Origin of the sequence: Pelagibacterium limicola (genome assembly GCF_015694405.1) — a bacterium.
Lineage (GTDB): Bacteria > Pseudomonadota > Alphaproteobacteria > Rhizobiales > Devosiaceae > Pelagibacterium > Pelagibacterium limicola.
The window spans coordinates 209,087-235,740 of the sequence record NZ_JADQDB010000002.1 but is presented as its reverse complement, the minus strand read 5'-3'; the positions used below and the strand labels follow the sequence as shown (position 1 = coordinate 235,740).

Annotated in this window: 28 protein-coding genes and 3 tRNA genes; 20 read left to right on the top strand and 11 right to left on the bottom strand. The window is 59.7% G+C overall.

Going from position 1 to position 26,654, the window contains the following annotated elements; genetic code table 11:
* Positions 1-145: 145 nt before the first annotated feature.
* Positions 146-1,036, top strand: coding sequence for a sulfotransferase domain-containing protein (locus I2G20_RS04130; RefSeq protein WP_196258424.1), 891 nt, complete (start codon positions 146-148; stop codon positions 1,034-1,036).
* On the opposite strand, the gene I2G20_RS04125 is transcribed toward I2G20_RS04130, so the two are convergent.
* The 4 genes from I2G20_RS04125 to trxC are packed head-to-tail and all read right to left on the bottom strand — an operon-like array spanning position 1,033 to position 3,594.
* Positions 1,033-1,419 carry a DUF302 domain-containing protein gene (locus I2G20_RS04125; protein WP_196258423.1) on the bottom strand — a complete coding sequence of 129 codons (387 nt, stop codon included), beginning with the start codon at positions 1,417-1,419 and terminating at the stop codon, positions 1,033-1,035. The two genes, I2G20_RS04130 and I2G20_RS04125, sit on opposite strands and share 4 nt — an antisense overlap.
* A 2-nt stretch (positions 1,420-1,421) precedes the next feature.
* Positions 1,422-1,817, bottom strand: coding sequence for a DUF5368 family protein (locus I2G20_RS04120; protein WP_196258422.1), 396 nt, complete (start codon positions 1,815-1,817; stop codon positions 1,422-1,424).
* 11 nt (positions 1,818-1,828) lie between these two features.
* Positions 1,829-3,121 (bottom strand): NAD(P)/FAD-dependent oxidoreductase, encoded by a 1,293-nt coding sequence (locus I2G20_RS04115; RefSeq protein WP_196258421.1) that lies wholly within the window; start codon positions 3,119-3,121, stop codon positions 1,829-1,831.
* Positions 3,122-3,144: 23 nt separating this feature from the next.
* A complete protein-coding gene (gene trxC / locus I2G20_RS04110; RefSeq protein ID WP_196258420.1) occupies positions 3,145-3,594 on the bottom strand; it encodes a thioredoxin TrxC in 450 nt (149 codons plus the stop codon).
* An 89-nt stretch (positions 3,595-3,683) separates the two neighbouring features.
* Here trxC and I2G20_RS04105 point away from each other — a divergent pair, with 89 nt between their 5' ends.
* A complete protein-coding gene (locus I2G20_RS04105; RefSeq protein WP_196258419.1) occupies positions 3,684-4,001 on the top strand; it encodes an ArsR/SmtB family transcription factor in 318 nt (105 codons plus the stop codon).
* 73 nt (positions 4,002-4,074) lie between these two features.
* On the opposite strand, the gene glnA is transcribed toward I2G20_RS04105, so the two are convergent.
* A complete protein-coding gene (glnA, locus tag I2G20_RS04100) occupies positions 4,075-5,484 on the bottom strand; it encodes a type I glutamate--ammonia ligase (protein WP_196258418.1) in 1,410 nt (469 codons plus the stop codon).
* Positions 5,485-5,576: 92 nt separating this feature from the next.
* Entirely contained in the window at positions 5,577-5,915 is a 339-nt protein-coding gene (locus I2G20_RS04095; protein ID WP_196258417.1) for a P-II family nitrogen regulator, read from the bottom strand.
* Positions 5,916-6,211: 296 nt separating this feature from the next.
* Here I2G20_RS04095 and I2G20_RS04090 point away from each other — a divergent pair.
* The 3 genes from I2G20_RS04090 to I2G20_RS04080 all read left to right on the top strand — a co-directional run bounded on the left by I2G20_RS04090 (position 6,212) and on the right by I2G20_RS04080 (position 9,359).
* Positions 6,212-6,296, top strand: a tRNA-Leu gene (locus I2G20_RS04090).
* Between the two features lie 49 nt (positions 6,297-6,345).
* Entirely contained in the window at positions 6,346-7,734 is a 1,389-nt protein-coding gene (gene tig / locus I2G20_RS04085; protein ID WP_196258416.1) for a trigger factor, read from the top strand.
* 155 nt (positions 7,735-7,889) lie between these two features.
* Positions 7,890-9,359 (top strand): NAD(P)H-hydrate dehydratase, encoded by a 1,470-nt coding sequence (locus I2G20_RS04080; RefSeq protein ID WP_207747530.1) that lies wholly within the window; start codon positions 7,890-7,892, stop codon positions 9,357-9,359.
* Between the two features lie 4 nt (positions 9,360-9,363).
* On the opposite strand, the gene I2G20_RS04075 is transcribed toward I2G20_RS04080, so the two are convergent.
* The gene (locus I2G20_RS04075) at positions 9,364-10,608 is read right to left on the bottom strand and encodes a cytochrome P450 (RefSeq protein ID WP_196258415.1); all 1,245 of its coding nucleotides are present in this window, start codon (positions 10,606-10,608) and stop codon (positions 9,364-9,366) included.
* Between I2G20_RS04075 and I2G20_RS04070 the strand changes: the two genes are divergently transcribed.
* The 8 genes from I2G20_RS04070 (at position 10,607) to I2G20_RS04035 (ending at position 17,315) form a co-directional block, all read left to right on the top strand.
* The gene (locus tag I2G20_RS04070; RefSeq protein ID WP_196258414.1) at positions 10,607-10,807 is read left to right on the top strand and encodes a hypothetical protein; all 201 of its coding nucleotides are present in this window, start codon (positions 10,607-10,609) and stop codon (positions 10,805-10,807) included. The genes I2G20_RS04075 and I2G20_RS04070 overlap by 2 nt on opposite strands.
* A gap of 28 nt (positions 10,808-10,835) precedes the next feature.
* Entirely contained in the window at positions 10,836-11,465 is a 630-nt protein-coding gene (locus I2G20_RS04065; RefSeq protein WP_196258413.1) for an ATP-dependent Clp protease proteolytic subunit, read from the top strand.
* 175 nt (positions 11,466-11,640) lie between these two features.
* A complete protein-coding gene (gene clpX / locus I2G20_RS04060) occupies positions 11,641-12,918 on the top strand; it encodes an ATP-dependent Clp protease ATP-binding subunit ClpX (RefSeq protein ID WP_196258412.1) in 1,278 nt (425 codons plus the stop codon).
* A gap of 140 nt (positions 12,919-13,058) precedes the next feature.
* Positions 13,059-13,454 carry a hypothetical protein gene (locus I2G20_RS04055; protein WP_196258411.1) on the top strand — a complete coding sequence of 132 codons (396 nt, stop codon included), beginning with the start codon at positions 13,059-13,061 and terminating at the stop codon, positions 13,452-13,454.
* A gap of 205 nt (positions 13,455-13,659) precedes the next feature.
* A complete protein-coding gene (gene lon, locus I2G20_RS04050; RefSeq protein ID WP_196258410.1) occupies positions 13,660-16,086 on the top strand; it encodes an endopeptidase La in 2,427 nt (808 codons plus the stop codon).
* A gap of 272 nt (positions 16,087-16,358) precedes the next feature.
* Positions 16,359-16,631, top strand: a complete 273-nt coding sequence (locus I2G20_RS04045) for an HU family DNA-binding protein (protein WP_196258409.1) — start codon at positions 16,359-16,361, stop codon at positions 16,629-16,631.
* 165 nt (positions 16,632-16,796) lie between these two features.
* Positions 16,797-16,872 (top strand) — tRNA-Val (locus tag I2G20_RS04040).
* A gap of 140 nt (positions 16,873-17,012) precedes the next feature.
* The gene (locus I2G20_RS04035; RefSeq protein WP_196258408.1) at positions 17,013-17,315 is read left to right on the top strand and encodes a hypothetical protein; all 303 of its coding nucleotides are present in this window, start codon (positions 17,013-17,015) and stop codon (positions 17,313-17,315) included.
* Between the two features lie 3 nt (positions 17,316-17,318).
* On the opposite strand, the gene arfB is transcribed toward I2G20_RS04035, so the two are convergent.
* Genes arfB through I2G20_RS04020 form a run of 3 tightly spaced genes read right to left on the bottom strand, consistent with a single transcriptional unit; the run spans position 17,319 to position 18,310 of the window.
* Positions 17,319-17,750, bottom strand: coding sequence for an alternative ribosome rescue aminoacyl-tRNA hydrolase ArfB (gene arfB, locus I2G20_RS04030; RefSeq protein ID WP_343070302.1), 432 nt, complete (start codon positions 17,748-17,750; stop codon positions 17,319-17,321).
* 15 nt (positions 17,751-17,765) lie between these two features.
* Complete coding sequence (locus I2G20_RS04025) at positions 17,766-18,080, bottom strand: YbjQ family protein (protein WP_196258407.1); 315 nt, start codon at positions 18,078-18,080, stop codon at positions 17,766-17,768.
* A 20-nt stretch (positions 18,081-18,100) separates the two neighbouring features.
* Complete coding sequence (locus I2G20_RS04020) at positions 18,101-18,310, bottom strand: hypothetical protein (RefSeq protein WP_196258406.1); 210 nt, start codon at positions 18,308-18,310, stop codon at positions 18,101-18,103.
* A 236-nt stretch (positions 18,311-18,546) separates the two neighbouring features.
* On the opposite strand from I2G20_RS04020, the gene I2G20_RS04015 reads away from it, so the two are divergent.
* Positions 18,547-18,623, top strand: a tRNA-Asp gene (locus I2G20_RS04015).
* Positions 18,624-18,968: 345 nt separating this feature from the next.
* Here the strand turns inward: I2G20_RS04015 and I2G20_RS04010 are convergent.
* Positions 18,969-19,172, bottom strand: coding sequence for a hypothetical protein (locus I2G20_RS04010; RefSeq protein ID WP_196258405.1), 204 nt, complete (start codon positions 19,170-19,172; stop codon positions 18,969-18,971).
* A gap of 253 nt (positions 19,173-19,425) precedes the next feature.
* On the opposite strand from I2G20_RS04010, the gene I2G20_RS04005 reads away from it, so the two are divergent.
* From I2G20_RS04005 to I2G20_RS03980, 6 genes are all read left to right on the top strand, one after another.
* On the top strand, positions 19,426-20,901 hold the full coding sequence (locus tag I2G20_RS04005; protein ID WP_196258404.1) for an ABC transporter substrate-binding protein: 1,476 nt from the start codon (positions 19,426-19,428) through the stop codon (positions 20,899-20,901).
* A 9-nt stretch (positions 20,902-20,910) separates the two neighbouring features.
* Positions 20,911-21,858: an ABC transporter permease gene (locus I2G20_RS04000; protein ID WP_196258403.1), complete on the top strand. Its 948-nt coding sequence runs from the start codon at positions 20,911-20,913 to the stop codon at positions 21,856-21,858.
* Positions 21,855-22,676: an ABC transporter permease gene (locus I2G20_RS03995; protein WP_196258402.1), complete on the top strand. Its 822-nt coding sequence runs from the start codon at positions 21,855-21,857 to the stop codon at positions 22,674-22,676. Before I2G20_RS04000 ends, I2G20_RS03995 begins: the two co-directional genes overlap by 4 nt.
* Positions 22,673-24,283 (top strand): ABC transporter ATP-binding protein, encoded by a 1,611-nt coding sequence (locus tag I2G20_RS03990; RefSeq protein WP_196258401.1) that lies wholly within the window; start codon positions 22,673-22,675, stop codon positions 24,281-24,283. The genes I2G20_RS03995 and I2G20_RS03990 overlap by 4 nt, the downstream gene beginning before the upstream one ends.
* A 78-nt stretch (positions 24,284-24,361) precedes the next feature.
* The gene (locus tag I2G20_RS03985) at positions 24,362-25,015 is read left to right on the top strand and encodes a protein-L-isoaspartate O-methyltransferase family protein (RefSeq protein ID WP_196258400.1); all 654 of its coding nucleotides are present in this window, start codon (positions 24,362-24,364) and stop codon (positions 25,013-25,015) included.
* A 121-nt stretch (positions 25,016-25,136) separates the two neighbouring features.
* Positions 25,137-26,495: a TolC family outer membrane protein gene (locus I2G20_RS03980; RefSeq protein ID WP_196258399.1), complete on the top strand. Its 1,359-nt coding sequence runs from the start codon at positions 25,137-25,139 to the stop codon at positions 26,493-26,495.
* The last annotated feature ends 159 nt before the right edge of the window (positions 26,496-26,654 follow it).

Genomic DNA, 26,654 nt, shown 5'->3' with positions numbered 1-26,654 from the left:
CCGGTATTGCGTACCGGCTCGCCCACCTTACCCTTCCCAGACCAGCCGTGCTCTGCGCCGTTACCCTTGGATTTTTCCTCGTCTGAAGTTGCGCGCAGGAAGCGGCGGCGCTAGAGGTTGACCAGTCAACCTCTGGGAGAGCTTTGTGCCAGCGCCGGAAAAACCCATCCGCCCACTCTATTTCGTCGCGTCATATCCGCGGTCCGGCGGATCGTGGGTCCGGTCGGTCATCTACCTGCTCATCACGCTCAGCCAGCCGAATCCGCCCAAGCAGGTGGACTTGCGCAACCTGGACAACATCATTCCCTGGGACGCCCACGGTTTGCTCTACAAGGCGGTGACGGGCAGGGAGCATGACCAACTCGACGAACTGGAGGTCGCTGCAGCGCGACCGAAGGTACACAAGCTCCTGGCCACGGAAGATTTCGCGATTCCCGTTATTCGGACCCATGCGATCCGCGGCACCTTTCACGGACACCAGACGATCAACCCTGCGGTGACAGGCGGAGCTACCTACGTGGTGCGCAATCCGCTCGACGTGGCCGCCACGCTCGTTGCCGAGACGGGTGCAGCGCCGCTCAAGATCATCGAATTGATGATGACCTCTGACCGCCGTGTGCGCCCGGCGGGCTTTGCCGTCACCGAGCCCCAAGGCTCATGGACCCAGAATGTCGCGAGTTGGACTGCGGCGGGGCAGAAAGAAATTCTCGTGCTTCGGTTCGAGGACATGGTCGACAATCCAACCCGCGAATTCCGCAAGCTGGCAAAGCATATGGCTCTGCCTGCCAGCGATGCGGTGATCGATAAGGCCGCTGGCCTGATGGTTGCCGCGCGCAAGGAAGAAGGACGGGAAAACAAGCGACCCGACTATCGGGAAACACTTCAACCCGCCCATGCGCGCGCAATAATCGAGGGGCACGCCATCGAGATGGATCGGCACGGCTATCTCACGGAGCGGGTGCTGCAATATGCTGGCATCGATCGTGAGGCCGCGCTGAAGGTTGCTGCGAAATACGCTCCCGGAAAGGTCAGCTAGAGACTGGCCACCGCTTCTTGCAATGCCGTCCTCACCGTGCCTGCGATTTCACCGAGACTTGGATTGTCGATTGCAGACATGCTGGCCACCGGATCTACGGCGGCGATTTCCACCTTTCCCGGCAAAACCTCGGTTACGATCACATTGCAGGGGAGCATGGTTCCGATCTTGTCTTCGGCCTGCAGCGCATGCCAGGCAAAGTCCGGGTTGCAGGCGCCGAGGATGGTGTAGGGCCGAAAATCTTCGCCAAGCTTGGCTTTCATCGTTGCCTGGACATCGATGGTTGTAAGGATTCCAAAGCCCCTTTCTGTCAGCGCAGCGGTTATCTTCCGTATCGCTTCGGAAAAATTGGAATCGATTGTGCGGCTGAAATAGTAGGACATGACTACCCCTTGATTGCGCCGACCAAATTCTTGGACGTGCGCGCCATTCCACTCGCGCAGCGCAGTCCGGCTATGATGAAGACGAGAGCGGCCACGATACCGGCGGGTACCATTGAAAAGAGGATGGCGAAGACATAGTCCACCGGCCCGTTTAGCGCGCTGATCTCCGCGTGAGACCACCCTGGGACGAGGAACGTGAAAATGGCGGTGGTCAGGACGCCCGCAATCGCGGCCATGACAAGGGGACGCGCGGGCGATCGATCTGCGGCTCGCAGGCGCAGTGCAGCGTAGGTGATACCGACAAGCAGAGCCAGAGCGAGGGCAAGCACGATCCAAAGCCAGATGCCCAAACTTTCGGACAGGATGTAAAATACGACAACAGGGCTGAAATCGCTCATCGTTGTGCTCCTTATGCATAGCCGCGCAGCATCGCGCGATAGGCGCCCAGCAGGCCCTTTTCCTCGATCAACCAGGATACCCATTGTTCCTTGAGGGGATCGATGAAGGGGAAGGACGGGGTCAGGTTGCCTTCGTAGTCGAACTCGATCAGCATGGCCTTGCCGAAGCCGGTAACCATTGGGCACGAGGTATAGCCGTTATAGCTGGCGCTACCGGTCCGGCCCGCGGTTTCGGCGATGAGATTGGCAACGACGATCGGTGCTTGCCATTTGACGCTGGCGGCCGTTTTGCCGCGTGGTACGCCCGCTATGTCGCCCACGGCGAAGACGTTGGGATATCGGGGATGGCGCAGAGTTGCCTTATCCGCCTCGACCCAGCCATCGGCAGCAAGATTTCCGTCCTGCCAGGGCAGAGGGCTGTCGAGTACTGCATCGGGCGCGCGCATCGGCGGTATGACGTGGATGAAGTCGTAGTCGAGCGTGACTTCGCCGTCCGCTGTTCGGTAAGTGGCCCGCTTGCTGCCAGGATCGATGGCTGCGAGAACATGAGTGTAATTCACCGCGATGTTGCGCTCAGCGAACATTTCCGTAACGCGCTCGTTGACCGGCGGCACAGAGAAAACACCGCCCGTATGGGCGTTATAGATCAGTTCCACGGCACCGCGCCGGCCAGCCCTGCGCGCCTTGTCGTCAGCAATGAAGGTCATCTTTAGCGGCGCGCCCGCGCATTTCATCTCCCCGGTCGGGCGGCCGAAGAGGCCAATGCCACCGGTTTCGATGAATCGGTCGATGGCCGCGGCCGACGCCTGCGCTTCGTTCGGGCCGGCATAGACCGAGGCGATGCCGTTCTGGCCGATCAGGGCGGTGTCCATCCCTTCGATGGCATCGTAATCGAGTTTGAGTCCCGTGGCGACCAAGAGGAAATCGTAGTCGATGCGCGTGCCGGAGGTGGTAAAGACGGCGTTCGTCTCAGGTTCGAACGCGGTGACAGCTTCTTGAATCCACTCGATGCCGCGCGGCATGTAATCGGCATTGTTCGAGGTCACTTGGGAGGGCGACCAGAGCCCTGCGCCAATGAGCGTGTATCCGGGCTGGAAGTGATGCTGTTTTTTTGCATCGACGATGACGATTGTCGCGTTGGGCATACCGTGCCGCAGGCGCGAAGCGAGCGATAGCCCGGCCGCCCCTGCACCTGCAATCACGATTTTTGCGCGTGACTCTGAGGTTTGGGCCTGGGAGGCGTTGACCGAAAGGCCCTCAAGGGCCGCGGCGCTGCCTGCAATCAGGAATTCACGTCTTTTCATGGTCAACCTCCCTGTCGACTGCGTTAGTTCGGCGCCTGAGCGAGCTGAGTTCGTGCCCAGTCCTTGATCTGCTCCTTGCCCATCGCGCCCGAGGCGCGGGCGATCTCTTTCCCGCCGGCGAAAAGCAGGAGCGTCGGAATGCCACGGATGCCGAGTTGCGACGCGAGGTCGGGATGGGCATCCGAATTGAGCTTGATGAGACGAAACTTGGGTTCAAGTTCGGCGGCTGCGCTCTCGAATTGGGGCGCCATCATCCGGCAGGGGCCGCACCAGGGCGCCCAGACATCGACAAGCACCGGCAAGTCGCTGCGCTGGATTTGGCGCTCGAACATCCGGGCATCGGCTTCGATGGGTTTGGCGGAAAGGAGAGGGGTCTTGCATTTGCCACAGCGCGCGTCACCCAAGTCACGCTCTTGCGGCACCCTATTAATTCCCGCGCAGTCAGGGCATACAATTTGGCGACTATTCGTCATGGCTCCAGGAGCACCCACTATGATTCTCAGATCCCAATCCGGGCCCGCTTCGATTGACTATATATTCGTAATATCGTAGATACGCAAGTATGAATAAGAAAGAAGTAGTCAACGCCGATACCATGCGTGCCGCTGCCGAAGAGGCGTGCGAGCTTCTCAAGGCCATGTCCAACCAGCACAGGCTTCTTATTCTTTGCCAGTTGACGGACGGGGAGAAGTCGGTCGGACAACTGGCCGAATTCCTGGGTATCCGGGACTCAACAGTGTCCCAGCACCTTTCCCTGTTGCGTCGGGATGGCATCGTTGCCGGCCGCAGGGATGGGCAGACGATCTGGTATCGTATCGAAAACGACGTGGTCCTCAGAGTGGTCAACGTGCTTTACCACTCCTTATGCACCGTCGGCTGACGGCCCGCATTGATCTCGGACAAAGAAAAAAGGCCCCGGAAAACCGGGGCCTTTGCATTCGATAAGCCGGAGCTTATGCGGAGTAGTACATTTCGTACTCGACCGGGTGCGGGGTGTGCTCGAACCTGATGACTTCTTCCATCTTGAGTTCGATGTAGGAGTCGATGAAGTCGTCGTCCATCACGCCACCAGCCTTGAGGAAGTCGCGATCCTTGTCGAGGTTTTCCAGCGCTTCGCGAAGCGAGGCGGAAACGGTCGGGATGTCCTTGAGTTCTTCCTTGGGCAGTTCGTAGAGGTCCTTGTCCATCGGGTCGCCCGGATGGATCTTGTTCTTGATGCCGTCGAGGCCAGCCATGAGAAGGGCCGTAAAGGCGAGATAGGGATTGGCAAGCGGATCGGGGAAGCGGACTTCGACCCGCTTGGCCTTGGGGCTCTGGCCGAATGGGATACGGCAGGACGCCGAGCGGTTGCGGGCCGAGTAGGCCAGCAACACGGGAGCTTCGAAGCCCGGAACCAGACGCTTGTATGAGTTGGTGGTCGGGTTGGTGAAGGCGTTGATCGCCTTGGCGTGCTTGATGACGCCGCCGATGTAGTAAAGGCAGTCCATCGAGAGGCCAGCATATTCGTCACCAGCAAAGAGCGGCTTGCCGTCTTTCCAGATCGACTGGTGGCAATGCATGCCCGAGCCATTGTCGCCGTAAACGGGCTTTGGCATGAAGGTCGCCGTCTTGCCATACTGGGCGGCAACCTGCTGCACGCCGTACTTGTAGAGCAGGACGTGATCGGCAGCGGTGATCATCGGGCGGAACTTGATGCCGAGTTCGTGCTGGGCCGAGGCCACTTCATGGTGGTGCTTTTCGACGACCACGCCCATCGAGGCGAGGGCTTCGAGCATTTCGCCGCGAATGTCCTGAGCGCTGTCAAGCGGGGGAACCGGGAAGTAACCCTTCTTGAGCTGAACGTGGTGGCCGTTGTTGCCGCCTTCGTAATCGGAATCCGAATTGGAACCGAGCTCGCTGGAATCGACCTGGAAGCCGACTTTGTATGTGGAGGTGGAATACTTCACGTCATCGAACAGGAAGAATTCCGGCTCGGGGCCGAACACGACGGAGTCACCGACGCCCGATGTAGCGACGAAGGCTTCGGCCTTCTTGGCGATCGAGCGCGGGTCGCGATTATAGGGCTGATAGGTGGACGGCTCGAGAATGTCGCAGTTGACGCAAAGCGTCGGCGCCGAGAAGAACGGATCGATATAAGCCGATGCGGTATCGGGCATCAGCACCATGTCGGACTCGTTGATGGCCTTCCAGCCTGCAATCGAGGAGCCGTCGAACATCACGCCTTCTTCGAACATGTCGGCATCGACGACCGAGGCGTCCATGGTGACATGCTGGAGCTTGCCGCGCAGGTCGGTGAAGCGAAGGTCGACGTATTTAATGCCTTCGTCCTTGATTTTCTGGATGAGTTCGTTTGCTGAGCTCATGATTTGATCCCCAGTTGTGTAATGATGGTTGAGTTTGTGAATATCCGACGCGCCAAGGATGGTATGCGTGCTGCGTTCTTGAAGATGGCTGGCTAGAGCGCTTCGTCGCCGCTTTCGCCGGTACGGATACGAATGGCCTGTTCGACGGTGGTGACGAAAATCTTGCCATCGCCGATGCGCCCGGTCTGGGCGGCATTGCGAATGGCCTCAATGGCCTTGTCGGCCAAATGATCGGGTACCACAACCTCGACTTTCACTTTGGGCAGAAAGTCCACGACATATTCCGCGCCGCGATAAAGCTCGGTATGGCCCTTTTGCCGGCCGAACCCCTTGGCTTCCGTCACCGTTATGCCCTGGAGCCCGACTTCCTGCAGGGCTTCCTTGACTTCATCGAGCTTGAACGGTTTGACGATGGCCTCAATTTTTTTCATTCCCAGTTCTCCTCTCTTGCTCGGGACCGGTTGCGCCATGGAATGCACGGGCTGTGCCAAGCGTATCGATGCGCATTTTAGTGTGGTATTACAATGTGATAGACCAAGCGACCCATCACTCATGCAGTCGGGCTGCCTATGGCGATGATGAAAATATATGCAGAGAGCGTAACATTTGTGCAGCCTCGACCCAAGCGTAACTCCGGCCGATGGAAGCGGGAGGGTGCAAACATGTTTTGACTGGTCGTGCATCCTGGTATAGACCGCGTGCCAACTCGGCGCCGGGCGCTCGAGGCGCGGGTGTGGCGGAACTGGCAGACGCACTGGATTTAGGTTCCAGCGCCGCAAGGCGTGGAGGTTCGACTCCTCTCACCCGCACCAAACAATCCGGCTCCTCAAAGGTTATCGAAAAGACGGGATCGAGACAGATATGAACGTGACTGAAACGCTGAACGAAGGGCTGCGGCGCAAGCTCGATGTGACCATCCCGGCGACGGCGCTGGCGTCGAAACTCGACGAGAAGCTCGACGAGGTTCGGGGAAAGGTACAGATCAAGGGTTTCCGCCCTGGCAAGGTGCCGACAGCCCATCTCAAGAAGGTCTATGGCCGTTCGCTGATGAGCGAGGTCCTGCAGGACTCGATCAACGACACCGTTGCCAAAACTCTCGAGGAACGTTCCGAAAAGGCTGCGACGCAGCCCGAGATCGACCTCTCCGAAGACCAGGCCGTGATCAATCGCGTGCTGGACGGGGAAGCCGATCTGGCATTCTCGGTCAGCTATGAAGTGCTGCCGCCTGTCAAGCTGATGGATTTCAAGAAGATCGCGATTGAAAAGCCGGTCGTCGAGGTTTCCGATGCTGATGTCGACAAGGAAGTAGACTCTTTCTTCAAGAACAATCGCGGTTACGAGGACAAGGGCGACGACGCCGTTGTCGAAGAGGGGGACCGCGTAGGCATTTCGTTCGTGGGCAAGATCAACGGTGAACCGTTTGAAGGCGGTTCCGCAGACCACACCCACCTGATCATTGGTTCCGGCCAATTCATCCCCGGCTTCGAGGAAGGACTTGTAGGGATCAAGAAGGGTGGGGAAAAGACCATCAAGGTCACATTCCCCAAGGACTACCAGAACGAAGAACTGGCCGGCAAGAAGGCTGAATTCGACGTCAAAATGCTGCATGTCGACGGACCGAAGGCTGATGTGAAGCTCGATGACGAGTTCGCGAAGTCGATTGGCCTCGAAGACCTTGCCGCTCTCAAGAAAGCCATCCGCGAGCAGATGGAGGCGCAGCTCAATTCGCTCTCCCAGCAGCGCATGAAGCGCCTGGTGCTCGATGCGCTCGATGACGGTCACAAGTTCGACGTGCCCGAAAAGCTGGTCGATGCCGAATTCAACGCGATCTGGAACCGCGTCAAGCACGAGGTCGAGCACCACGGCAAGACGTTCGAGAGCGAAGGCACGACCGAGGAAAAGGCCCGCGAGGATTACAGGAAGATCGCCGAGCGCCGCGTGCGTCTCGGGTTGGTGGTTGCCGAGATTGGCAATGTCAACGAGATCACCGTGTCCGACGAGGAGCACCAGCAGGCGCTCATCAATGAGGTCCGCCGCTTCCAGGGCCAGGAGCAGCAAGTCTACGAATATTACCGCAAGAACCCGCAGGCACTCGCCGCTCTGCGCGCGCCGATCTTTGAAAACAAGGTCGTGGATTTTGTCGCTGAACTCGCCAAGGTGACCGAGAAAAAGGTTGGCCGCGACGAACTCCTCAAGCTCGTTCGCGAGGGCGAGGACGGCTTCGATATCGACAACGACCACAACCACTAAGGTCGCGTTCGGCGGCATTGCCGCATAATCGTCCAAATTTTGGAGGAAGGCCCGCAACCGTTGCGGGCCTTTTTCGTTTCGCAAAGGCTGGCGTTTGGGGGCAGTACGGGGCGGCGCTATGGCATCATGCCATATTCCGCTAATCTGCGGAGTTCATGGTGCAGGATTTACTTACTCCTTCTCAAATGGCGCTGGCCGACAGCCTTGCAGTCGAAGCCGGCGTTCCCTCTCTCACTTTGATGGAAAATGCCGGGCAGGCTGTCGCCTATGAGGTGACGCAGCGTTTTCCGATCCAGCCGGTCCTGGTGCTTTGCGGGCCTGGCAACAACGGTGGCGACGGGTTCGTCGTTGCACGCCTGCTCGAGGAGCGCGGCTGGCCGGTACGGGTCGGACTGCTCGGGGAAATTGGCGATCTCAAGGGTGACGCGGCGGTCATGGCCCGCAAGTGGCAGGGCAGTGTCGAAACCGCTCATCCCGATATGTGCCGCGATTTCGGACTGATTGTCGATGCCCTATTCGGAGCGGGATTGACGAGGGATATCGACGGCGAGGCGCGGTCTCTGGTGGAGGCCATGAACGCGAATGGCGCCGACGTGGTGGCCGTCGATATCCCCACTGGTGTCGATGGGGCAACTGGCGAGATTCGTGGGATTGCCGTCGACGCGGTGCTCACAGTGACCTTTTTCCGCTGCAAGCCGGGCCACCTTCTTTATCCTGGCGCCGGGCATTGCGGCGAGTTGTTGCTGGCGGACATCGGCATTCCCGATAGCGTGCTCGATGAAATCGACGTCTCATTGTTCGAAAACGAACCAAAACTTTGGCAACTACCGCGAAGGGCGAAGGACGGGCATAAATTTGCTGCAGGGCATTGCGTTGTCGTTTCCGGCGACGAACTGCACACAGGGGCGGCGCGGCTCGCTGCGCTGGGCGCGGCGCGGGCAGGCGCGGGGCTGGTGACCGTCACGGGAGATCGGGCGGCGCTGCTTGTCCATGCCTCGCACTTGACGGCGATCATGCTGGCCGAAATCACGACCGCCGATGCGTTTGCCGGCTTTCTTGCCGATAAGCGCAAGAATGCGCTGGTCATCGGGCCAGCGGCGGGTATCGGAGCTGCTACCCGCGCCAATGTGCTGGCAGTCTTGGCGAGTGATGCATCGATCGTCCTGGACGCTGACGCCTTGACGAGCTTTGCCGACGAACCCGACACGCTTTTTTTCGCCATTGCTGAAAAGCGCAGCGGCGACGTGATCATGACCCCCCATGACGGTGAATTCGAGCGGCTGTTCGGTTCCGTTTCAGGGTGCAAGGTGAGGCGGGCTCGCGAAGGCGCTTCCCGCTCGGGTGCCACGGTGCTCCTGAAAGGAGCAGACACGGTAATCGCGCATCCCGGAGGAAAGGCGGTTGTCAACGCCACAGGCACGCCGCTACTGGCTACCGCGGGCGCGGGCGACGTACTCGCTGGAATTATTGGCGGGTTTTTGGCCCAAGGCATGAGCGGGTTCGATGCAGCCTGCGCGGGGGCCTACATCCACGGCAAGGCGGCCAGGGCCTTCAATAGGCCGGGACTTCTGGCCAGCGACTTGCCCGGATTGGTGCCGGATGTCCTTGCCGAATTGATGGTCTAGCCGCCTACCAGATCACATCGAGCCGATCGAGGCCGTGAAAGTGGTAGACGTCCCGGAACTCCGGATTCCCGGCCAACCGCAGGTGGGGCAGGCGCTCGAACAGCACCTTCATCGCCACCTGCATTTCGAGGCGGGCCAGCGGTGCACCGATGCAGAAATGGATACCGGCACCGAAGCTGACATTGGCCTGATTGTGGCGCAATGGATCGAAGCTGTTCGGGTCGACAAACCGGACCGGGTCGCGGTTGGCGGCGCCAAGCAAGAGACCGATGGTTTCGCCCTTTCTCAAGGCAATATCTTTGTATGTGAAATCCTGCAGCACATAACGGGTGAACATGTGCAACGGCGCGTCGAACCGCAGGGCTTCCTCAACTGTCGCTGCGGAAGCCTCGTCATCGGCAAACAGACTCCTGGGATCAAGTCCGCTTTCAAGAATCGATTTTATTGCGTTTCCGGTTTGGTGAACCGTGGCTTCGTGGCCGGCGTTAAGGAGCAGAATGACCGTAGAGACGAGTTCATCCTCGGTCAGTTTGTCTCCCTGCGCCTCGGCGGCAAGTAGGTGCGATATGAGATCGTCGCGCAGATCATTGCGACGGAGGGCGGCCAATTCGCGGACGTAGCCGGAAAACTCTCTCGCGGCGGCATCAGCGTCACGCTCGATCTCTTCATTGCGGCCGAACATGTACATCCGGACCATGCGGTGTGACCAGTCGAGCAACTGTTCCGCCATTTCGCGGGGAACGCCGAGCATGTCGGCGATGACGATGACAGGGATAGGCGTTGCAAAGGCAGAGATGATCTCCGCTTCTCCCTTTCCCTGGAAACTATCGATCAATTCGTGCGCGAGAATTTCGACCTGCGGCCGCAGGCGCTCTATCTGGCGCGAAACAAAGGCGCGGTTGACGAGCAGGCGCAGGCGGGTGTGATCGGGCGGTTCGAGATAAAGCAGGGAATGGCGATCGGCGGCGTCGAAATTCGAGGTGTGAGCGAGGGGGGCGGGCCAGCCGAGTTCCTCACGCGTGGCGACATGCATGATCTGGCGGCCCAGACGTTTGTCCCGGAAGAGGGCGTTGACGTCCTCGAAGGCGGCAAAGCACCAGTGGCCGTATTCCGCCCACCGGAATGTCGGCGTACTGGCGTGCAGCGCGTCGTAGAAGGCGTATGGGTCCTGAAAGAAGGCAGGATTGCGTGGATCGCAAGAGGCGCCCCGCGCTGCTAGGTCGATGGTGAAGGTGGGAGTCGAAGGCATGGGGCCAAAATTTGTCCGAATGGTCAAATCCAGCCTAGCTGCACCGCCTGAAGCGGTAAAGCCCGCATTTTACCGGTTAAGCATACTGCCTTATTTGGGCCATCTGGGGATTGCTATTGAACGGGCTCTCGTCAAAGCCTATGTGACGCTTTACCCGCCGTTAAGCCCGCATCGCCTGCAATTGGCCATCGTCATCTGATTCGTTTCCCTGGGGGAGAGATTTTCCAATGCGTGATCCCGTCGAACTTTTGAATAACACGCTCGTACCGATGGTGGTCGAGCAGTCCAACCGCGGCGAACGCGCGTTCGACATCTATTCGCGCCTGCTGCGTGAGCGGATCATTTTCGTCACCGGCGTAGTCGAGGACAATATGGCCTCGGTGATTGTGGCTCAGCTCCTGTTCCTTGAGTCGGAGAATCCGAAAAAGGAAATCGCCATGTACATCAACTCGCCTGGCGGCGTGGTGACGGCGGGGCTATCGATCTACGACACCATGCAGTTCATCCGGCCGAAAGTGCAGACCCTGTGCCTGGGGCAGGCGGCCTCGATGGGTTCGCTTCTCCTCACGGCCGGCGAGGCCGGCATGCGCGGGTGTCTGCCCAATGCCCGGGTGATGGTGCACCAGCCTTCCGGCGGCTATCAGGGGCAGGTGACCGACATCCTCATTCACGCCCGCGAGGCGGAAAGCCTCAAGAAGCGCCTTAATGAAATCTATGTGAAGCATTCTGGGCGCACCTATCAGGAGATCGAGGATCTCCTGGAGCGTGACCGGTTCCTGAGCCCGGAAGAGGCCAAGGAACTCGGGCTTGTCGACCACGTTCACGAAAAGCGCGCCCTCCCGGAAGGCGGCGCGTGACACGGGCGTTTACCGCGTTTTCCAACAGGCTTACGTTCCACGTCTGGCCGGATTGCGTAGGAAGGCTCGGGCCTTTATGGTCATACCGACTTACCGTTTGTTCATTTGGCGCAGGCTAGGTTGATCAATCGGAGTATGAAACCTAAGCGTGGGACGCGCTTATTGGAGTAACTGGATGTCCAAGGAAAATTCGAGCGGAGATTCCTCAAAGAACACGCTTTATTGCTCGTTCTGCGGGAAATCCCAACACGAAGTCCGCAAACTTATCGCCGGCCCCACCGTATTCATCTGCGATGAGTGCGTGGAACTGTGCATGGACATCATCCGCGAGGAATCCAAAACCTCGATGGTCAAGTCCTCGGACGGGGTGCCTACACCAACCGATATCTGCAAGGTGCTCGATGATTATGTGATCGGTCAGCGCCGTGCAAAGCGGGTGCTCTCGGTGGCCGTCCACAACCACTACAAGCGCCTCCATCATGCGTCCAAGAATCAGGATGTAGAGCTTTCCAAGTCCAACATCCTGCTGATCGGCCCTACCGGTTGCGGCAAGACTTTGCTCGCGCAAACGCTGGCCCGTATCCTCGATGTGCCGTTCACGATGGCCGACGCTACGACTTTGACCGAAGCCGGTTATGTCGGCGAGGACGTCGAGAACATCATTCTCAAGCTCCTTCAGGCCGCCGACTACAATGTCGAGAAGGCGCAGCGCGGAATTGTCTATATCGACGAAGTCGACAAGATTTCGCGCAAGTCCGACAATCCCTCGATCACGCGCGACGTGTCGGGTGAGGGCGTGCAGCAGGCGCTTCTGAAGATCATGGAAGGGACTGTCGCCTCGGTTCCGCCGCAGGGCGGCCGCAAGCACCCCCAGCAGGAATTCCTGCAGGTGGATACGACAAACATCCTCTTTATCTGCGGCGGCGCTTTCGCCGGGCTGGAAAAGGTCATTTCAGCACGCGGGGTGGGTTCGTCCATCGGCTTTACCGCCGAGGTCAAAGACCCTCAGGACCGTCGCGTGGGCGATGTGCTCTCCGAAGTCGAGCCCGAGGATTTGGTGCGCTTTGGCCTGATCCCCGAGTTTATCGGCCGTTTGCCGGTCATCGCGACGCTAGAAGACCTCGACGAAGACGCGCTGGTCCAGATCCTTTCCGAGCCCAAGAATGCGCTGGTCCGCCAGTACCAGCGCCTGTTCGAGATGGAGAATGTGGAACTCACCTTCCACGAGGACGCGCTCAAAGCCATTGCGCGGCAGGCAATCTCCCGCAAGACCGGTGCACGTGGCTTGCGCTCGATCATGGAAGCGATCCTGCTCGACACCATGTACGACCTGCCGTCGCTCGACGGGGTCGAGGAAGTCGTCATCAGCCAGGATGTGGTGGAGAACCGTGATGTCCGCCCGCTCTATATCTACGCAGAACGCGCCAAAGAGGACATGAAGTCCGGCGCATAATAAAATCGGCGCTAGAATCGAAAGCCCGGGCGTTCCGCCCGGGCTTTTTATTTGCGGGCGAATGTACTGCAGTCGGTATTTGCGCGCGGGCATATAGCTTGATAAAACAAGCAGCGGCTTATGCACTTCGGGGGATACATATGTGGGCCATTGGTAGGATTATACCGGTTGCGATTGCGGCCATGCTTGTCGTCTCGCCCGCTGCATTGGCGCAGCCGCAAACCAAGCTCACTGGCGGTTTGTCCAGCAACACGATCAAGGCGATCTGGTGCAGTGCGCTGTTTCTCGAGGAGTCCTATTACTGGGATGAGGGGTCCGACGAGGCCACTCATTACGAGGACATGGCGTACGAGCTAGGGGCAGACCTCGACGACGTAATGGCTGAGGTCGGATTGCCCCAGGCTGAAAGCGAAGAGATTTGGGCGATCTTTGATGAAGCCGCCGCCGAATTCGCCGAGACCGACGAAGACGGCTATCTCGGGGAACTCGAAATCTGCGAGACGACTTATCTCGACAAGAAGCTCAAGCTCCGCTGAACTCCCGCCGCCCTCTAAAACACGCGGATCAGGAAACGGGGATAAATATGGAACCGTGCGCTTGTGGCGCGCGGTTTATGCCCTATCTTATTGTCGAAGAGTCGCTTCGAGGGATTTGCGAATCTCTAACCGGTCGCACACCATACTGAAGCGACGACTGGACTGACCGGTCTCCTCCCTTGTGCCGGTCGTGAAAGGATAGAGAATGTCGGAAGACAACACGACGGTTGAAGGTTTTGACCGTTCCAAGGTTTACCCTGTGCTCCCGCTTCGGGACATTGTGGTGTTTCCCACCAAGATCGTGCCGCTTTTCGTGGGCCGTGAGAAATCCGTGCGTGCGCTCGAAGAAGTGATGCGCGAGGACAAGCATATTTTTGTCGTGACGCAGAAGAATGCGCAGGAAGATGATCCAGCGCCGGAAGCCATCTACGAGATCGGTACCATCGCTTCGGTGCTACAGCTGCTCAAGTTGCCCGACGGCACCGTCAAGGTGCTGGTCGAGGGGCTCTATCGCGCCAAGATCGAGAAATACGTCCAGACCGAGGACTATTTCGAGGCCGTCGCCGAGGCGCTCGCCGAGGTTCCCCACGATCAGGTGGAAGCCGAGGCGCTCGCTCGCTCGGCTGTCTCCGAGTTCGAGAACTACGCCAAGCTCAATAAGAAAATCTCGTCCGAGGTCGTGGCAGCGGTTGCCCAAATCGAGGATCACTCGACGCTGGCCGATCAGATCGCATCCAACCTGACGGTGAAAATCCAGGACAAACAGGACATTCTTGCAACGCCTTCGGTGACCGAACGGCTTGAACGCGTCCTGGGCCTGATGGAAGGCGAAATCGGCGTTCTGCAGGTGGAAAAGCGTATCCGCAGCCGGGTCAAGCGCCAGATGGAGAAGACCCAGCGCGAGTACTATCTCAACGAGCAGATGAAGGCGATCCAGCGCGAGCTTGGGGACAACGAGGACGGAGCGTCCGAGCTCCAGGAGCTCGAAGACCGTATCGCCAAGACCAAGCTGTCCAAGGAAGCGCGGTCCAAAGCGGACGGCGAGATCAAGAAGCTCAAGCAGATGTCGCCAATGTCGGCGGAAGCAACGGTCGTTCGCAACTATCTCGACTGGATGCTCAACCTCCCTTGGGGCAAGAAGTCCAAGATCAAGCGCGACCTCAAGTTCGCCGAACATGTGCTCGATAACGATCATTACGGACTGGACAAGGTCAAGGAGCGCATCGTCGAGTATCTCGCGGTGCAAAGCCGGACCGGCAAGCTCAAAGGACCTATCCTCTGCCTCGTCGGCCCTCCGGGCGTTGGCAAGACCTCGCTCGCGCGTTCGATCGCCAAGGCAACCGGCCGCGAATACGTGCGCATGAGTCTGGGCGGCGTCCGGGACGAAGCAGAGATCCGCGGCCATCGGCGCACCTATATCGGGTCGATGCCCGGCAAGATCGTGCAATCGCTCAAGAAGGCTGGAAAGGCGAACCCGCTGTTCCTGCTCGATGAGATCGACAAGATGGGCCAGGATTTCCGTGGCGATCCGTCGTCGGCGCTGCTCGAAGTGCTCGATCCCGAGCAGAATTCGACGTTTTCGGACCATTATCTGGAGGTTGATTTCGACCTCTCCGATGTCATGTTCGTCACGACGGCCAATACGCTCAATATCCCGGGGCCCTTGCTTGACCGCATGGAGATCATCCGGCTCTCGGGCTACACGGACGAGGAAAAGTGGGAGATCGCCCGCCGTCACCTCATTCCTGAAACGCTCAAGGAACACGGGCTGCGTGCCGATGAGTTCGAGCTGCCTCACGAAAGCCTGATGCTTTTGACTCGCCGTTACACTCGCGAGGCCGGCGTTCGTAATCTCAAGCGCGAGATTGCCAATCTCATGCGCAAGGCCGTCAAGGACATCCTGCTCTCGGGCAAAAAGACGATCGTCGTGTCGCCCGAAGTGGTCGAGGAATATCTCGGCGCGCCGCGCTTCCGGTATGGCGAGAGTGAAACCGAGCCGCAGGTGGGCGTTGTAACAGGATTGGCCTGGACTGCCGTCGGCGGCGAGCTCTTGACTATTGAAGGCCTCATGAGCCCCGGTAAGGGTCGCATGACCGTGACCGGCAATCTCAAGGACGTGATGAAGGAGTCGATTTCAGCTGCCGCGACCTATGTGAAGTCGCGCGCCGTCGAATATGGCATCAAGCCACCGCTTTTTGAAAAGCGGGATATCCACGTTCACGTCCCCGAGGGCGCCACGCCCAAGGACGGGCCGTCTGCGGGCATCGGGATGGCGACAGCCATCGTTTCGGTGATGACCGGCATTCCTGTGCGCAACGATGTGGCCATGACCGGCGAAATCACATTGCGTGGTCGTGTACTGCCGATCGGCGGGCTCAAGGAGAAGCTCCTTGCGGCGCTGCGAGGCGGGATCAAGAAGGTGCTGATCCCCGAAGAGAACGTACGTGACCTCAAGGAAATCCCAGCGAACGTCAAGGAAGGCCTCGAGATTGTTCCGGTCTCGCGGATGGGCGAGGTACTGGAGCTCGCACTGGTGGAAAAGCCGACGCCTATCGAATGGAATTTCGATGAGGCGGAGGTGAAGGAAACCCCCGCAACGACCGAGGTCGCCAGCGCGGTATTGCCGCACTGAGGCGACGGACGAAAGACAGTCGGAGCGGCGCCCTTGTGGCGCCGTTCGCTTTTTGAGAGCCAGCGTTCCAGGGCCTGCCGATCGATCCTCGCGAGCAGATTCCTAACATCGTGCCACGGTGCGGCTACGGAGAGTGGAAAACAACGTTTTTCCGCCTGAAAACCGCCGGAGACCCGCAGTTCTCCTTGCTTTTGGCCCGGAATCGTAAAAGGGTGAGTGCGCTTCCGCCCAGCCCTGAATAAGGAGTGGGCAATTCATTGTGAGGAAACGCTATGAACAAGAACGATCTGAGCGCGGCAGTTGCGGAAAAGGCCGATCTCACCAAGGCCCAAGCCGGCGCAGCAGTTGATGCTGTCTTCGAGGCCGTCACCGCAGCTCTCAAGGGCGGCGACGAAGTGCGCCTGGTCGGCTTCGGCACCTTTGCCGCGGTCAAGCGCAAGGCCACCAAAGGCCGCAACCCGGCAACCGGTGCGGAAATCGACATTCCTGCTTCCGTGCAGCCCAAGTTCAAGCCCGGCAAGGGCCTCAAGGACGCCCTCAACTAAGCCATTTCTTTAAAGGCTTTCGGTATGACCCCGGACGTGCGTTCGGGGTCTTGCCATTTTGGGGTTAGGCGACTCCGGCGCACTATTGACGCGGCGTTCTATTGCGCCTAAGCAGTGCCCCGCGTCGGCCGTCGGGTCGGCAGGCTTTCCGCTACCGTGCGGCAAGGGCGATTAGCTCAGTTGGTAGAGCGCCTCGTTTACACCGAGGATGTCGGCAGTTCGAGTCTGTCATCGCCCACCATTTTCCAGAATGAAACTGGCTCTTGGCTTCGGAGGCTGTGAACGCAGCCTGTTGGTTCATTTCATTCATCGCCACCATTTCCTGCCATATCTCCGCCGCAACCGTAGCGCGTCATTTGTATTGCTATGGAGGAGAAGCCGATGACGGCCAAGAGTATTGGGCGGGCGGGGATCGGGACGGTCCTCATACTCCTGATCCCGCTGGTTCTCACTATCCGGGATGGCGGAGCGGATGGACAGGGTTGGGACTGGAGCCCTTTCGATTTTCTCATCATGGGCGCGTTGCTGTTCGTGACCTGGCTGGCACTCGATTTTACCTGGCGACGGGTGAGCAATCCAATCTACCGCGCGCTCGCGTGTGCGGCGATACTGGGGGCGTTGTTTCTCATCTGGGTGGAACTTGCCGTCGATGCCGTATCGTGGGCCTTGGGCTCGCTGTTCTGACGGTCAATCCGCTGGCGGTGGCGTGCGGCGCTGGGATTTTACCGTGCTGCGATGGGACTTGGCTTCCCGCCGGCGTACTTTCGAGGCCAGTGTTGGTTTGGTCGCGCGGCGCGGCTTGGGCAGGGTTGCGGCAGCGCGGATGAGTTCGACAAGGCGCGCTATAGCCTCCTCGCGGTTGCGTTTCTGCGAGCGATGCGTATCGGCAAAGATAACGAGGGCGCCGTCGGTAGTCATGCGGCTGCCTGCGAGGCGCTTGAGGCGTGGCTTGATACCGGCGGGGAGGGACGGGGAGTTTCCCACGTCGAAGCGAAGCTGAACCGCGGTCGCCACCTTGTTGACGTTCTGGCCGCCGGGCCCCGAACTCCGGACAAATGTCAGCTCAAGTTCTCCCGGATCGAGAATGATCGTACCTGCAATCGCGATCGGATCCGCCACCGGTGCCCCCCGGCGTTAATCGAGTTTGACAGCGGTGCCGTAAGCAAGGATTTCAGCCGCGCCTTGCGATACCGCTGACGTCGAAAACCGCATCGCGACGATGGCGTCCGCACCCTTGGCGCGGGCGTCCGCGACCATGCGGTCATAGGCCTGCTCTCGCGCTTCCGCCATGAGCTTGGTGTATTCGCCCACCTCGCCGCCCACGAGGTTGCGGAGGCCCGCAACGATATCGGTGCCGACATGACGGGCGCGGATGGTATTGCCGCGGCAAATGCCGATGGTTGAGGTAATGGTGCGGCCCGCGACGGTTTCGGCTGTGGTGACGATCATTCCTTCATCTCTCCAAAATGCTATTTATCGACGTTCTTGTCGTAGTAATCATCTTCCTTGTTGGACAGTCGTTGGGCGATAACCGTGGCGAGCAGCCCTACGACCACAGCAATCGGGATAAGCGCCAAAATCCCATAGGGAAGGGCGGCGAGAATGCCGGTGACGGCTGTGGCCAGCCACAGCACTCCGAAAGCAATCACGATGACGAGGGCAATGGTATCGAGACGCATTTGCGAATCCTTCAGATAGCGGGGCCAGCCTACCAGCATCCGCTTGGGATGGCACGAAAATGATTTTGGAAGAAAGTCAAGCGCTATCAAGGTCTTGCGGGACGTTGTTGCACGCCGCGCATGCCTGCCAGACAAAGATGACAATTTCCCCTCAAACCGGCGCCGAACCGCTTGACTTGCTCTCGGGCGCCCGTTAAACGAAGCCCACCTTGCGGGGCGCGATGCGTTCCCCCGGAGGGGGTGTAGCTCAGTTGGTTAGAGCGCCGGCCTGTCACGCCGGAGGTCGCGGGTTCGAGCCCCGTCACTCCCGCCACTTTCTTTCCCAAATAGCAGTTTTCGCGCAGGGAACGTCTTGCGATTGCGTCCGTTGACGTCGCGGTACGCAATAGGGAACTTCTGGATGCCCAGTCCTGATGAGCAAAAGCCGCCGATCGGCAGTCCGCCGCCTCCGGAACCGCATCCGCGGCCCGAGCCGCCCAAACCCACCCCGCCGACAAAGCCGCCCGACAACGATATACCGCCCATGCCCCCGGCTCCGGAGCCGGACGTGCAGTTTCCCGATACGCGACCGCCGCGATAAGCTGCGGTCCGCATCGAGAATCAAAAAGACCGCAGCGGCTGCTGCGGTCGACGGTGTCCTGACGGCGAGACGTTATGTTTAGTCGGTTCGAGCTGAGAAAGCGCGACGTACGCCGGTCTGAACCCATTTGCCGAAGTCGGCAAAGCTTTCCGCGATGTCGCCGCGCAGATCCTGATAGATACCGGAGAGCATCAGCCCCAGGTCTCGGAGGTTTTCCCGCCATTCGGGTTCCGGAGCGGTCATTACCGCCTGGGTACGCTTGCTGCGTCGGATAGAAAACATACCGCTGTCCTTTCGGGTCATGTCTATCCCCTCATCATCCTTAAACAATGGTTACCTATATAATTGCGGCGTCTTGAAGGACAAAGCGGATTCTCGCGATTTTGTTCCCCGAAGAGGTGAAGGCCCCGGATACGCGTCGCCTGGCTTCTCCTCATTCGGGGCCTTGCAGGCTGCACCTGCTTGCCGGCATTATCGGGCCAAAGCATGACACCAGGACGACTCGTGCCTTGTTTGTGGGAAGGGCGACAGGAGAATGCGGAAAACATGGTGGTTGGCCGGATTTATGCTGGCGGCGTTGTGGGCGATTCCTGCGCTGGCGCAGCGAACGGATATCGTTGTCGGGCTGGTGCTCGAACCGCCGCATCTGGACCCTACGGCGGGTGCTGCCGCAGCCATTGATGAAGTGGGTTATGCCAATATATTCGAAGGATTGACGCGGTTCGGGCCCGATGGCGCGATTCTTCCCGCGCTTGCCCGAAGCTGGGACATTTCCGAGGATGGACTTACCTACACATTCCATCTCCATGAAGGCGTCAGCTTTCACGATGGAACGCCGTTTACCGCCAATGACGTGGCGTTTTCCTTCACGCGAGCTATGGCCGAGGATTCGGTCAACGCACAAAAGGGGCTTTTCGAGCCGATTGCGTCCGTTGAAGCGGCGGACGACCTGACGGCAGTCGTTACGCTCGATTATCCGTATGGAAATCTGCCGTTCAACCTTGCCTGGGGCGATGCGGTTATCGTGTCATCGCAAACGGCTCAGACCAACACGACCAGTCCCGTTGGTACCGGCCCGTTCCGTTTCGTGCGCTGGACACAAGGGGACAGTATCGTCATCGAACGCAATCCAGACTATTGGGGTGAGCCGGCCAGGCTTGAGCGCGCGACATTCAGGTTCATCGACGATCCGAGTGCGGCCTTTGCGGCAATGATGGCTGAGGATGTGGATACCTTCCCGATCTATCCAGCTCCCGAGACGCTCGCCATTCTCGATGCAGATCCACGATTCGTGGCGGTCATCGGGTCGACCGAGGGTGAAACCATCCTCGCGATGAACAACCGGCGTGCCCCACTGGACAATATTCTGGTGCGCCAGGCGATTACCCACGCCATCGACAGGCAGGCCCTCATCGAGGGGGCGATGTTCGGTTACGGGACACCGATCGGCACACATTTCGCGCCGCACCATCCTGCCTATGTCGATCTGACGGGACTTTCAGCATACGATCCCGATCGTTCGCGGGCGTTGCTCGAAGAAGCTGGGGTGGGGCCGATAACGCTCGCGCTCGCCCTGCCGCCTCCGCCCACTTATGCTCGCCGGGGCGGTGAACTTATTGCGGCGCAGTTGCGCGCTGTCGGCATAGATACGCGGATCGTCAACATGGAATGGTCGCAATGGCTCGAGCAGGTGTTTTCCGGCAAGGATTTCGACCTGACGGTCATCTCGCATACCGAACCGATGGATATCGAGATATACGGACGAGAGGACTATTATTTCGGCTACGGCGCTCCGCAGTTCCAAGCCATCATGGAGGAACTGAACCTTAGCGTCGATCCGGACAGGCGTACGGAATTGTTGCAGGCAGCGCAGCGGGACATCGCAGAAAACTATGTAAATGCCTACCTTTTCCAACTGGCCAAGACGGCGATCCAACACGTCGATATTGAAGGCCTATGGGCGAATGCGCCCACGCAAGCGACCGATCTGACGGCCGTCTACTGGCGGTAAGCCGGAGGAATGGCGGTTTTCGTCCTCAAGCGCCTTGCCTCGCTTCTGGCGAGCCTTCTGTTCGCCAGCCTTGCGATCTTCCTAGTGCTTGAGGTGCTGCCGGGCGATCCGGCCGCGTTCATGCTGGGGCTTAACGCGGCACCCGATACCGTGGCCGCGCTGCGCGAGCAGCTTGGTCTTACTGCGCCGTTGCCGCAGCGATATTTCGGCTGGCTGGCCGGAATGACGGTTGGCGATTTCGGAATCTCCTACACCTACCGTGTTCCGGTTTCCGATCTTATCGGCGCGCGGGTTCAGGTCTCGGTGCCGCTGGCCGCCTATGCGTTGACGCTTTCCACCCTGATTGCCATCCCGGTTGGCGCAATTGCCGCCTCCGCGCGCAATACGCCGCTCGATGCGGGGATCATGGGAATGACGCAACTTGGCGTGGCGTTGCCCAATTTCTGGTTTGCAATGCTCCTGGTCCTGGTTTTCTCAGTCGGGCTACGCTGGTTTTCGGCGGGAGGATTTCCGGGATGGGACGATCCGTTCGCGGCAATGAGGGCGTTGACGCTGCCAGCAGTTGCGCTGGCCCTGCCGCAGGCGGCAATCCTGGCGCGGGTAATGCGGTCCTCGCTGCTCGATACGCTGGACCAGGAATATATGCGTACGGCGCGTGCCAAGGGATTGAGCCAGGGGCAGGCCTTGCGCCGCCATGCGCTACGCAATGCCCTGATCCCGGTGCTGACAATCATGGGGTTGCAGTTTTCGTTCCTGCTCGCCGGGGCGATTATCATTGAAAACGTGTTTTTCCTACCAGGCTTGGGACGGCTGGTATTTCAGGCGATCAGCGCGCGGGATCTCGTCGTCGTGCGTTCGGTCGTGATGTTGCTCGTCTTTGCCGTGGTAACGGTCAACTTCCTTGTCGATTTCACCTATGCGCTGGTCGATCCGCGGTTGAGGAGGCCTGTTTCATGAGGGTCGGCGCCAACCTTATTGCGGGCATTGGCCTCTCGGTTTTCTTTCTGGCGCTAGCCGGGGTCTCGCTCGTTTGGACACCTTACGACGTCACCCTTCTCGTGGTGGGAGACAGGCTCCAGCCCCCTTCGCAAGCCCACTGGCTGGGTACCGACCACTTCGGGCGGGACATTCTGTCGATGATCATGGTGGGTGCCCGGACCTCGATTGCCGTGGCTTTGATCGCAGTCGGCGTGGGGGTGATTTTCGGCGTGCCGCTGGGCCTGTTTGCCGCAGCGATGCGCGGGAGCTTGGCCGATGAAATCGTGATGCGCGGAAACGATCTGGTCTTCGCATTTCCCGCGCTTGTCATCGCAATTCTTATTACCGCTATCTTCGGCCCGGGGGCAGTCAACGCGATTATTGCCATCGGGATTTTCAACATCCCGGTTTTCGCCCGGGTTGCGCGCGGGGCGGCCCTTTCAGTTTGGACACGAGAGTTCATCATGGCGGCGCGGCTCTCGGGTAAGGGCTCCGCGCACATTTCGTTCGAACACATATTGCCCAACATCGCCAACACGTTGATCGTGCAGGCGACAATTCAGTTCTCGCTCGGCATTCTGGCTGAGGCCGGCCTGGCTTATGTCGGGCTGGGCGCACAACCGCCTCAGCCGAGTTGGGGGCGAATGCTTGCCGAGGCCCAGACGATGATCGCCCTGGCACCGCATGTGGCGATCATACCGGGCTTGACCATCGTCCTGATGGTGCTCGGTCTTAACCTCTTCGGGGACGGTTTGCGCGATTATCTCGATCCACGCCTGCGCGAGAGGCGGCCATGAGCACGCTGCGCGTACAGGACTTGTCGCTGTCGATCCGGGCGGTACAGATTCTGGAGAACGTCTCATTTGAAGTCGGCCCGGGGGAAATCCTCGGAATTGTCGGTGAATCCGGTTCAGGCAAATCGATGACCGCGCTGTCGATTCTCAACCTGCTGCCTCGCCATTCGCAACTGTCGGGATCGGTGACCTTGGGCGGTCTCGAACTTTCGGGGCTTTCCGACCGAGCCATGAACGCTGTGCGGGGCGATGATATCGGCATGATCTTTCAGGAACCCATGACGGCGCTGAATCCCCTCAAGACCATCGGTTCGCAAGTCGCCGAGACGGCTTGGGTGCACGGCCATGCCGGAGGGCGGGAGGCGTCTCGCATCGCACGAGAGGCGCTGGATAGGGTAGGGCTTGAAGCGGAGGAGTTTCCGCTCATACGCTATCCGCACGAGCTTTCCGGCGGCCAACGGCAGCGGGTCGGGATTGCCATGGCGATCGCACTGCGACCGCGGCTCCTCATCGCTGATGAGCCGACAACAGCGCTCGATGTCACCAATCAGGCCCAGGTGCTCGGAATCCTCAAGCGGCTGGTGCGTGAAGATGGCATGGGGCTCATCCTCATTACGCACGATCTGGCGGTAATCGCCGAAATGGCGGATCGCGTCGCCGTCATGCAATCGGGCAGGGTGGTAGAAAGCGGGCCGGTACGTGAGGTGTTTCGTCAGATGCGCCACCCTTATACGCGAAAACTCTTTTCGACTTCGGCGCACGTGCCGCAGAGGACCCCCCGGGCTTTCGAGCGCACCTTGCTCGACGTCCAACGACTTGAACGCCGCTATGCCATTCCAAAACGCCTGCCCTGGGAACCACAAAGATATAAACTCGCGCTCGATGGTGTTTCGCTGAATATCGCCAAGGGCGAGAGCGTCGGACTGGTCGGGGAAAGCGGAAGCGGGAAATCAACTTTAGCGCGGACGGTGCTCGGTCTCGAAACCGCGCAGGGTGGAGCGGTCCACCTCGAGGGCTTACCGATTCGAGGGCCCCACGGAACCGCATTCGGGACGCGGCGTGAGACGCAGATGGTGTTCCAGGATCCCTACGGTTCGTTCAATCCACGGCACCCCGTAGGGCGACTGGTGGCCGAGCCACTCCATCTTTTGCGTAACGGAGCGCCGAAGGGCGCGGATCGCAAAGCTCTGGTGTCCCTGGCTCTGGAGCGGGTTGGCCTTGCTGCCACTGACGCGGACCGGTTCATTCATGAGTTCTCGGGCGGCCAAAGGCAGCGGATCGCGATTGCGCGTGCGCTTATCGTCGAACCAACGCTGATTGTCCTCGATGAGGCGGTCTCCGCGCTCGACGTGTCGATCCGGGCTCAGGTGCTCGATCTTCTGGCCGCGCTCTCGGAACGGCTGGGGGTATCCTACCTCTTCATTTCGCACGATCTGCACGTCGTACGCGCCGTGACTGACCGGGTTTATGTGCTGCGGCAGGGAAAAATCGTCGAGAGCGGGCCGACTGCCAAGGTTTTCACGCATCCCGAGCACGACTACACCCGGACACTGATTGCCGCCGCGCCAAGGCTCGACGCTGCATTGAAGTCGCGTTTCGGAGATGCGTAAACCGCTTGCGTCCTTATGGGCGCGGCGGTATTCACCAAAGCGGCCTCACAACCTTTCCTGACGAGGATTTCAGGACGAATGACCGACTTTGCACGCGCGCGCCGGACGATGGTGGACAATCAGCTTCGCACCAGCGGTATCACCAACTGGCGGATTCTCGATGTCATGAATCGCGTACCGCGGGAGGTGTTTGTGCCCGAAGAGCGAAAGGCACTCGCCTATATCGACGAGAACGTGCGGCTGAGCTCCTCCCGGACGATGCTCGCCCCGGCCATTCTTGCGCGGTTGATCCAGCTTGCCGAAGTCGGCGCCGGAGACACGGTGCTCGATGTGGGTTGCGGGACGGGATATTCGACTGCCGTGCTTGCGGGGCTCGCAGGGTTGGTTACGGGGCTTGATGACGATCCGGAACTGGCCGGCACGGCCCAGGAAAACCTCGCCGCACTCGGCCTCTCGAACGCCATCGCGGTAGTCGGCCCGCTCGACGCCGGTGCAGTCGGCAAGGGACCCTTCGATGCAATCCTGATCGAGGGCGCGGTGGATCGCGTATCGGACGGGCTGCTCGGGCAATTGACAGAGGGGGGGCGGCTGGTTGCGGTGCTGGGGCAGGGCAATGCCGCGACTGCTCATGTTTTCGTCAAGTCCGGCAGGGAGGTCTCGTCGCGCGCCGCATTCAATGCAAGCCTTCCGCCACTCACGAGCTTCGTCGAAGTCCCGCAGTTCCGGTTTTAGGACTGTTGCAGCCAAACCACGCAGCGCTCCTTACCGGAATTAAAATTTGTACATCCGCGTACCCATCCATTGAAACCGCCACCTTCGCGCCCTAGTTTAGCCACGCGCTGGAGGCGGTATTATGTTCATACTTAAGGTTTTTCGTATTGGGGCGATTGCCCTTGCCATGGGATTTGTGCCGGCAACAACGCAAGCCGAAACCCTCACCGAGGCAATGGCTTACGCCTATTCCAACAATCCCTCGCTAGCCTCATCGTTTCTCAGCGTCCGTGCGGCGCAGCAGGCGATCCGGTCGGCCGAGGGCGCTCGTCTGCCTACAATTGGGGCGGAAGCGAGCGTTGGGTATTCGTGGACCGACACACCGCTTGGCAGCTCGTCGGGTACCACTGACAGTCTTGGTCTCAGCTATTCGCAGACGCTCTTCGACAGTTCCAGGACGGACGCCGCCATTCTCGCCGCCGAAGCGAATTATCAAGCCGCCATTCACGGCGCGCGCAATGTGGAGCAGAACGTTCTGCTCTCGGTTGCACAGGCCTATGTGAACCTCGTTACCAACCGCCGGATCGTCGATATCCGCCAGGAAAACATCGGTTTCGTCCGAGCGCAGTTGCAGTCTGCACGCGACCGGCTCGAACTCGGCGAAGGTACACAGCTCGACGTCGCTCAAGCACAAGCCAGCCTCGCGCAGGCGGAGGCGGCTTATCAGGGTGCCATCAACAACCTGCGGATGGCCGAAGCCAATTTCGTGCGTTGGGTCGGGCGGGAACCCCGTAACCTCACGGCGTCCTACAGCTATACGAACCTTCTGCCTGCTTCACTCGACTCCGCCATTGCCACGGCAACCACAAACCATCCCGCGCTACTTGCTTCAGCGGCACAAATACGCGCTGCCCAGCATCGTTATGACGAAACCGTGGCAGGTTTCGGCCCGACGGTTTCGCTGCGTGGACAGGTCGGCGCCAGCGGGTTCACGAACAACGCGGTTACGAGCCAAGCATCGGTCTCGCTAAATCTTTCCATCCCGATCTTTGTCCCCTCTCGCAATCCGGCGATTGAGCAGGCCAATATCGGGCAGATACAATCCCACGTGGAGGGGATCGCGACGCGCGATCAGATCGTCGAAGCGGTGCGGCAGGGATGGTCGGGGATCGAGGCCACCACCGCGCAGATCGAATCCGCTACCGCGGCGGTTGCGGCGAGCCGCCTGGCGCTGCAAGCCGTTATCGATCAGAACGAGGTCGGGCAGGCGACGACGCTCGACGTCCTCAATGCCCGCGCGACGTTGCTTAATGCCGAGGAGGGCCTTGCATCGGCCCAGGCGCAAAGGGTTATCGCATCGTATTCGCTTATCGCAGCCACCGGTGCGCTGACTGCGGCCAATTTGCGACTTCCCGTGCAATTGCGGGGCCCGGATGGGCAGGTGGCGGTACCGGCGAAAGTGCCGACTGCACCGGTCGATGCCTGGGGCAATTTGCGCTGATCGGAGAAGGATTTCCGTGGAATACCCGAGCGGAGCTTGTGTTGGCCCGTTTCGCAGGTCAGGCTGTCACGTTAAGGTATTGTAAAGCGAATCAAGGCGCCCGATTGTTGTCCTAGGTTCGATGCGTGTAGTGTATGACCCCTGCCTGGGGGCGAACGG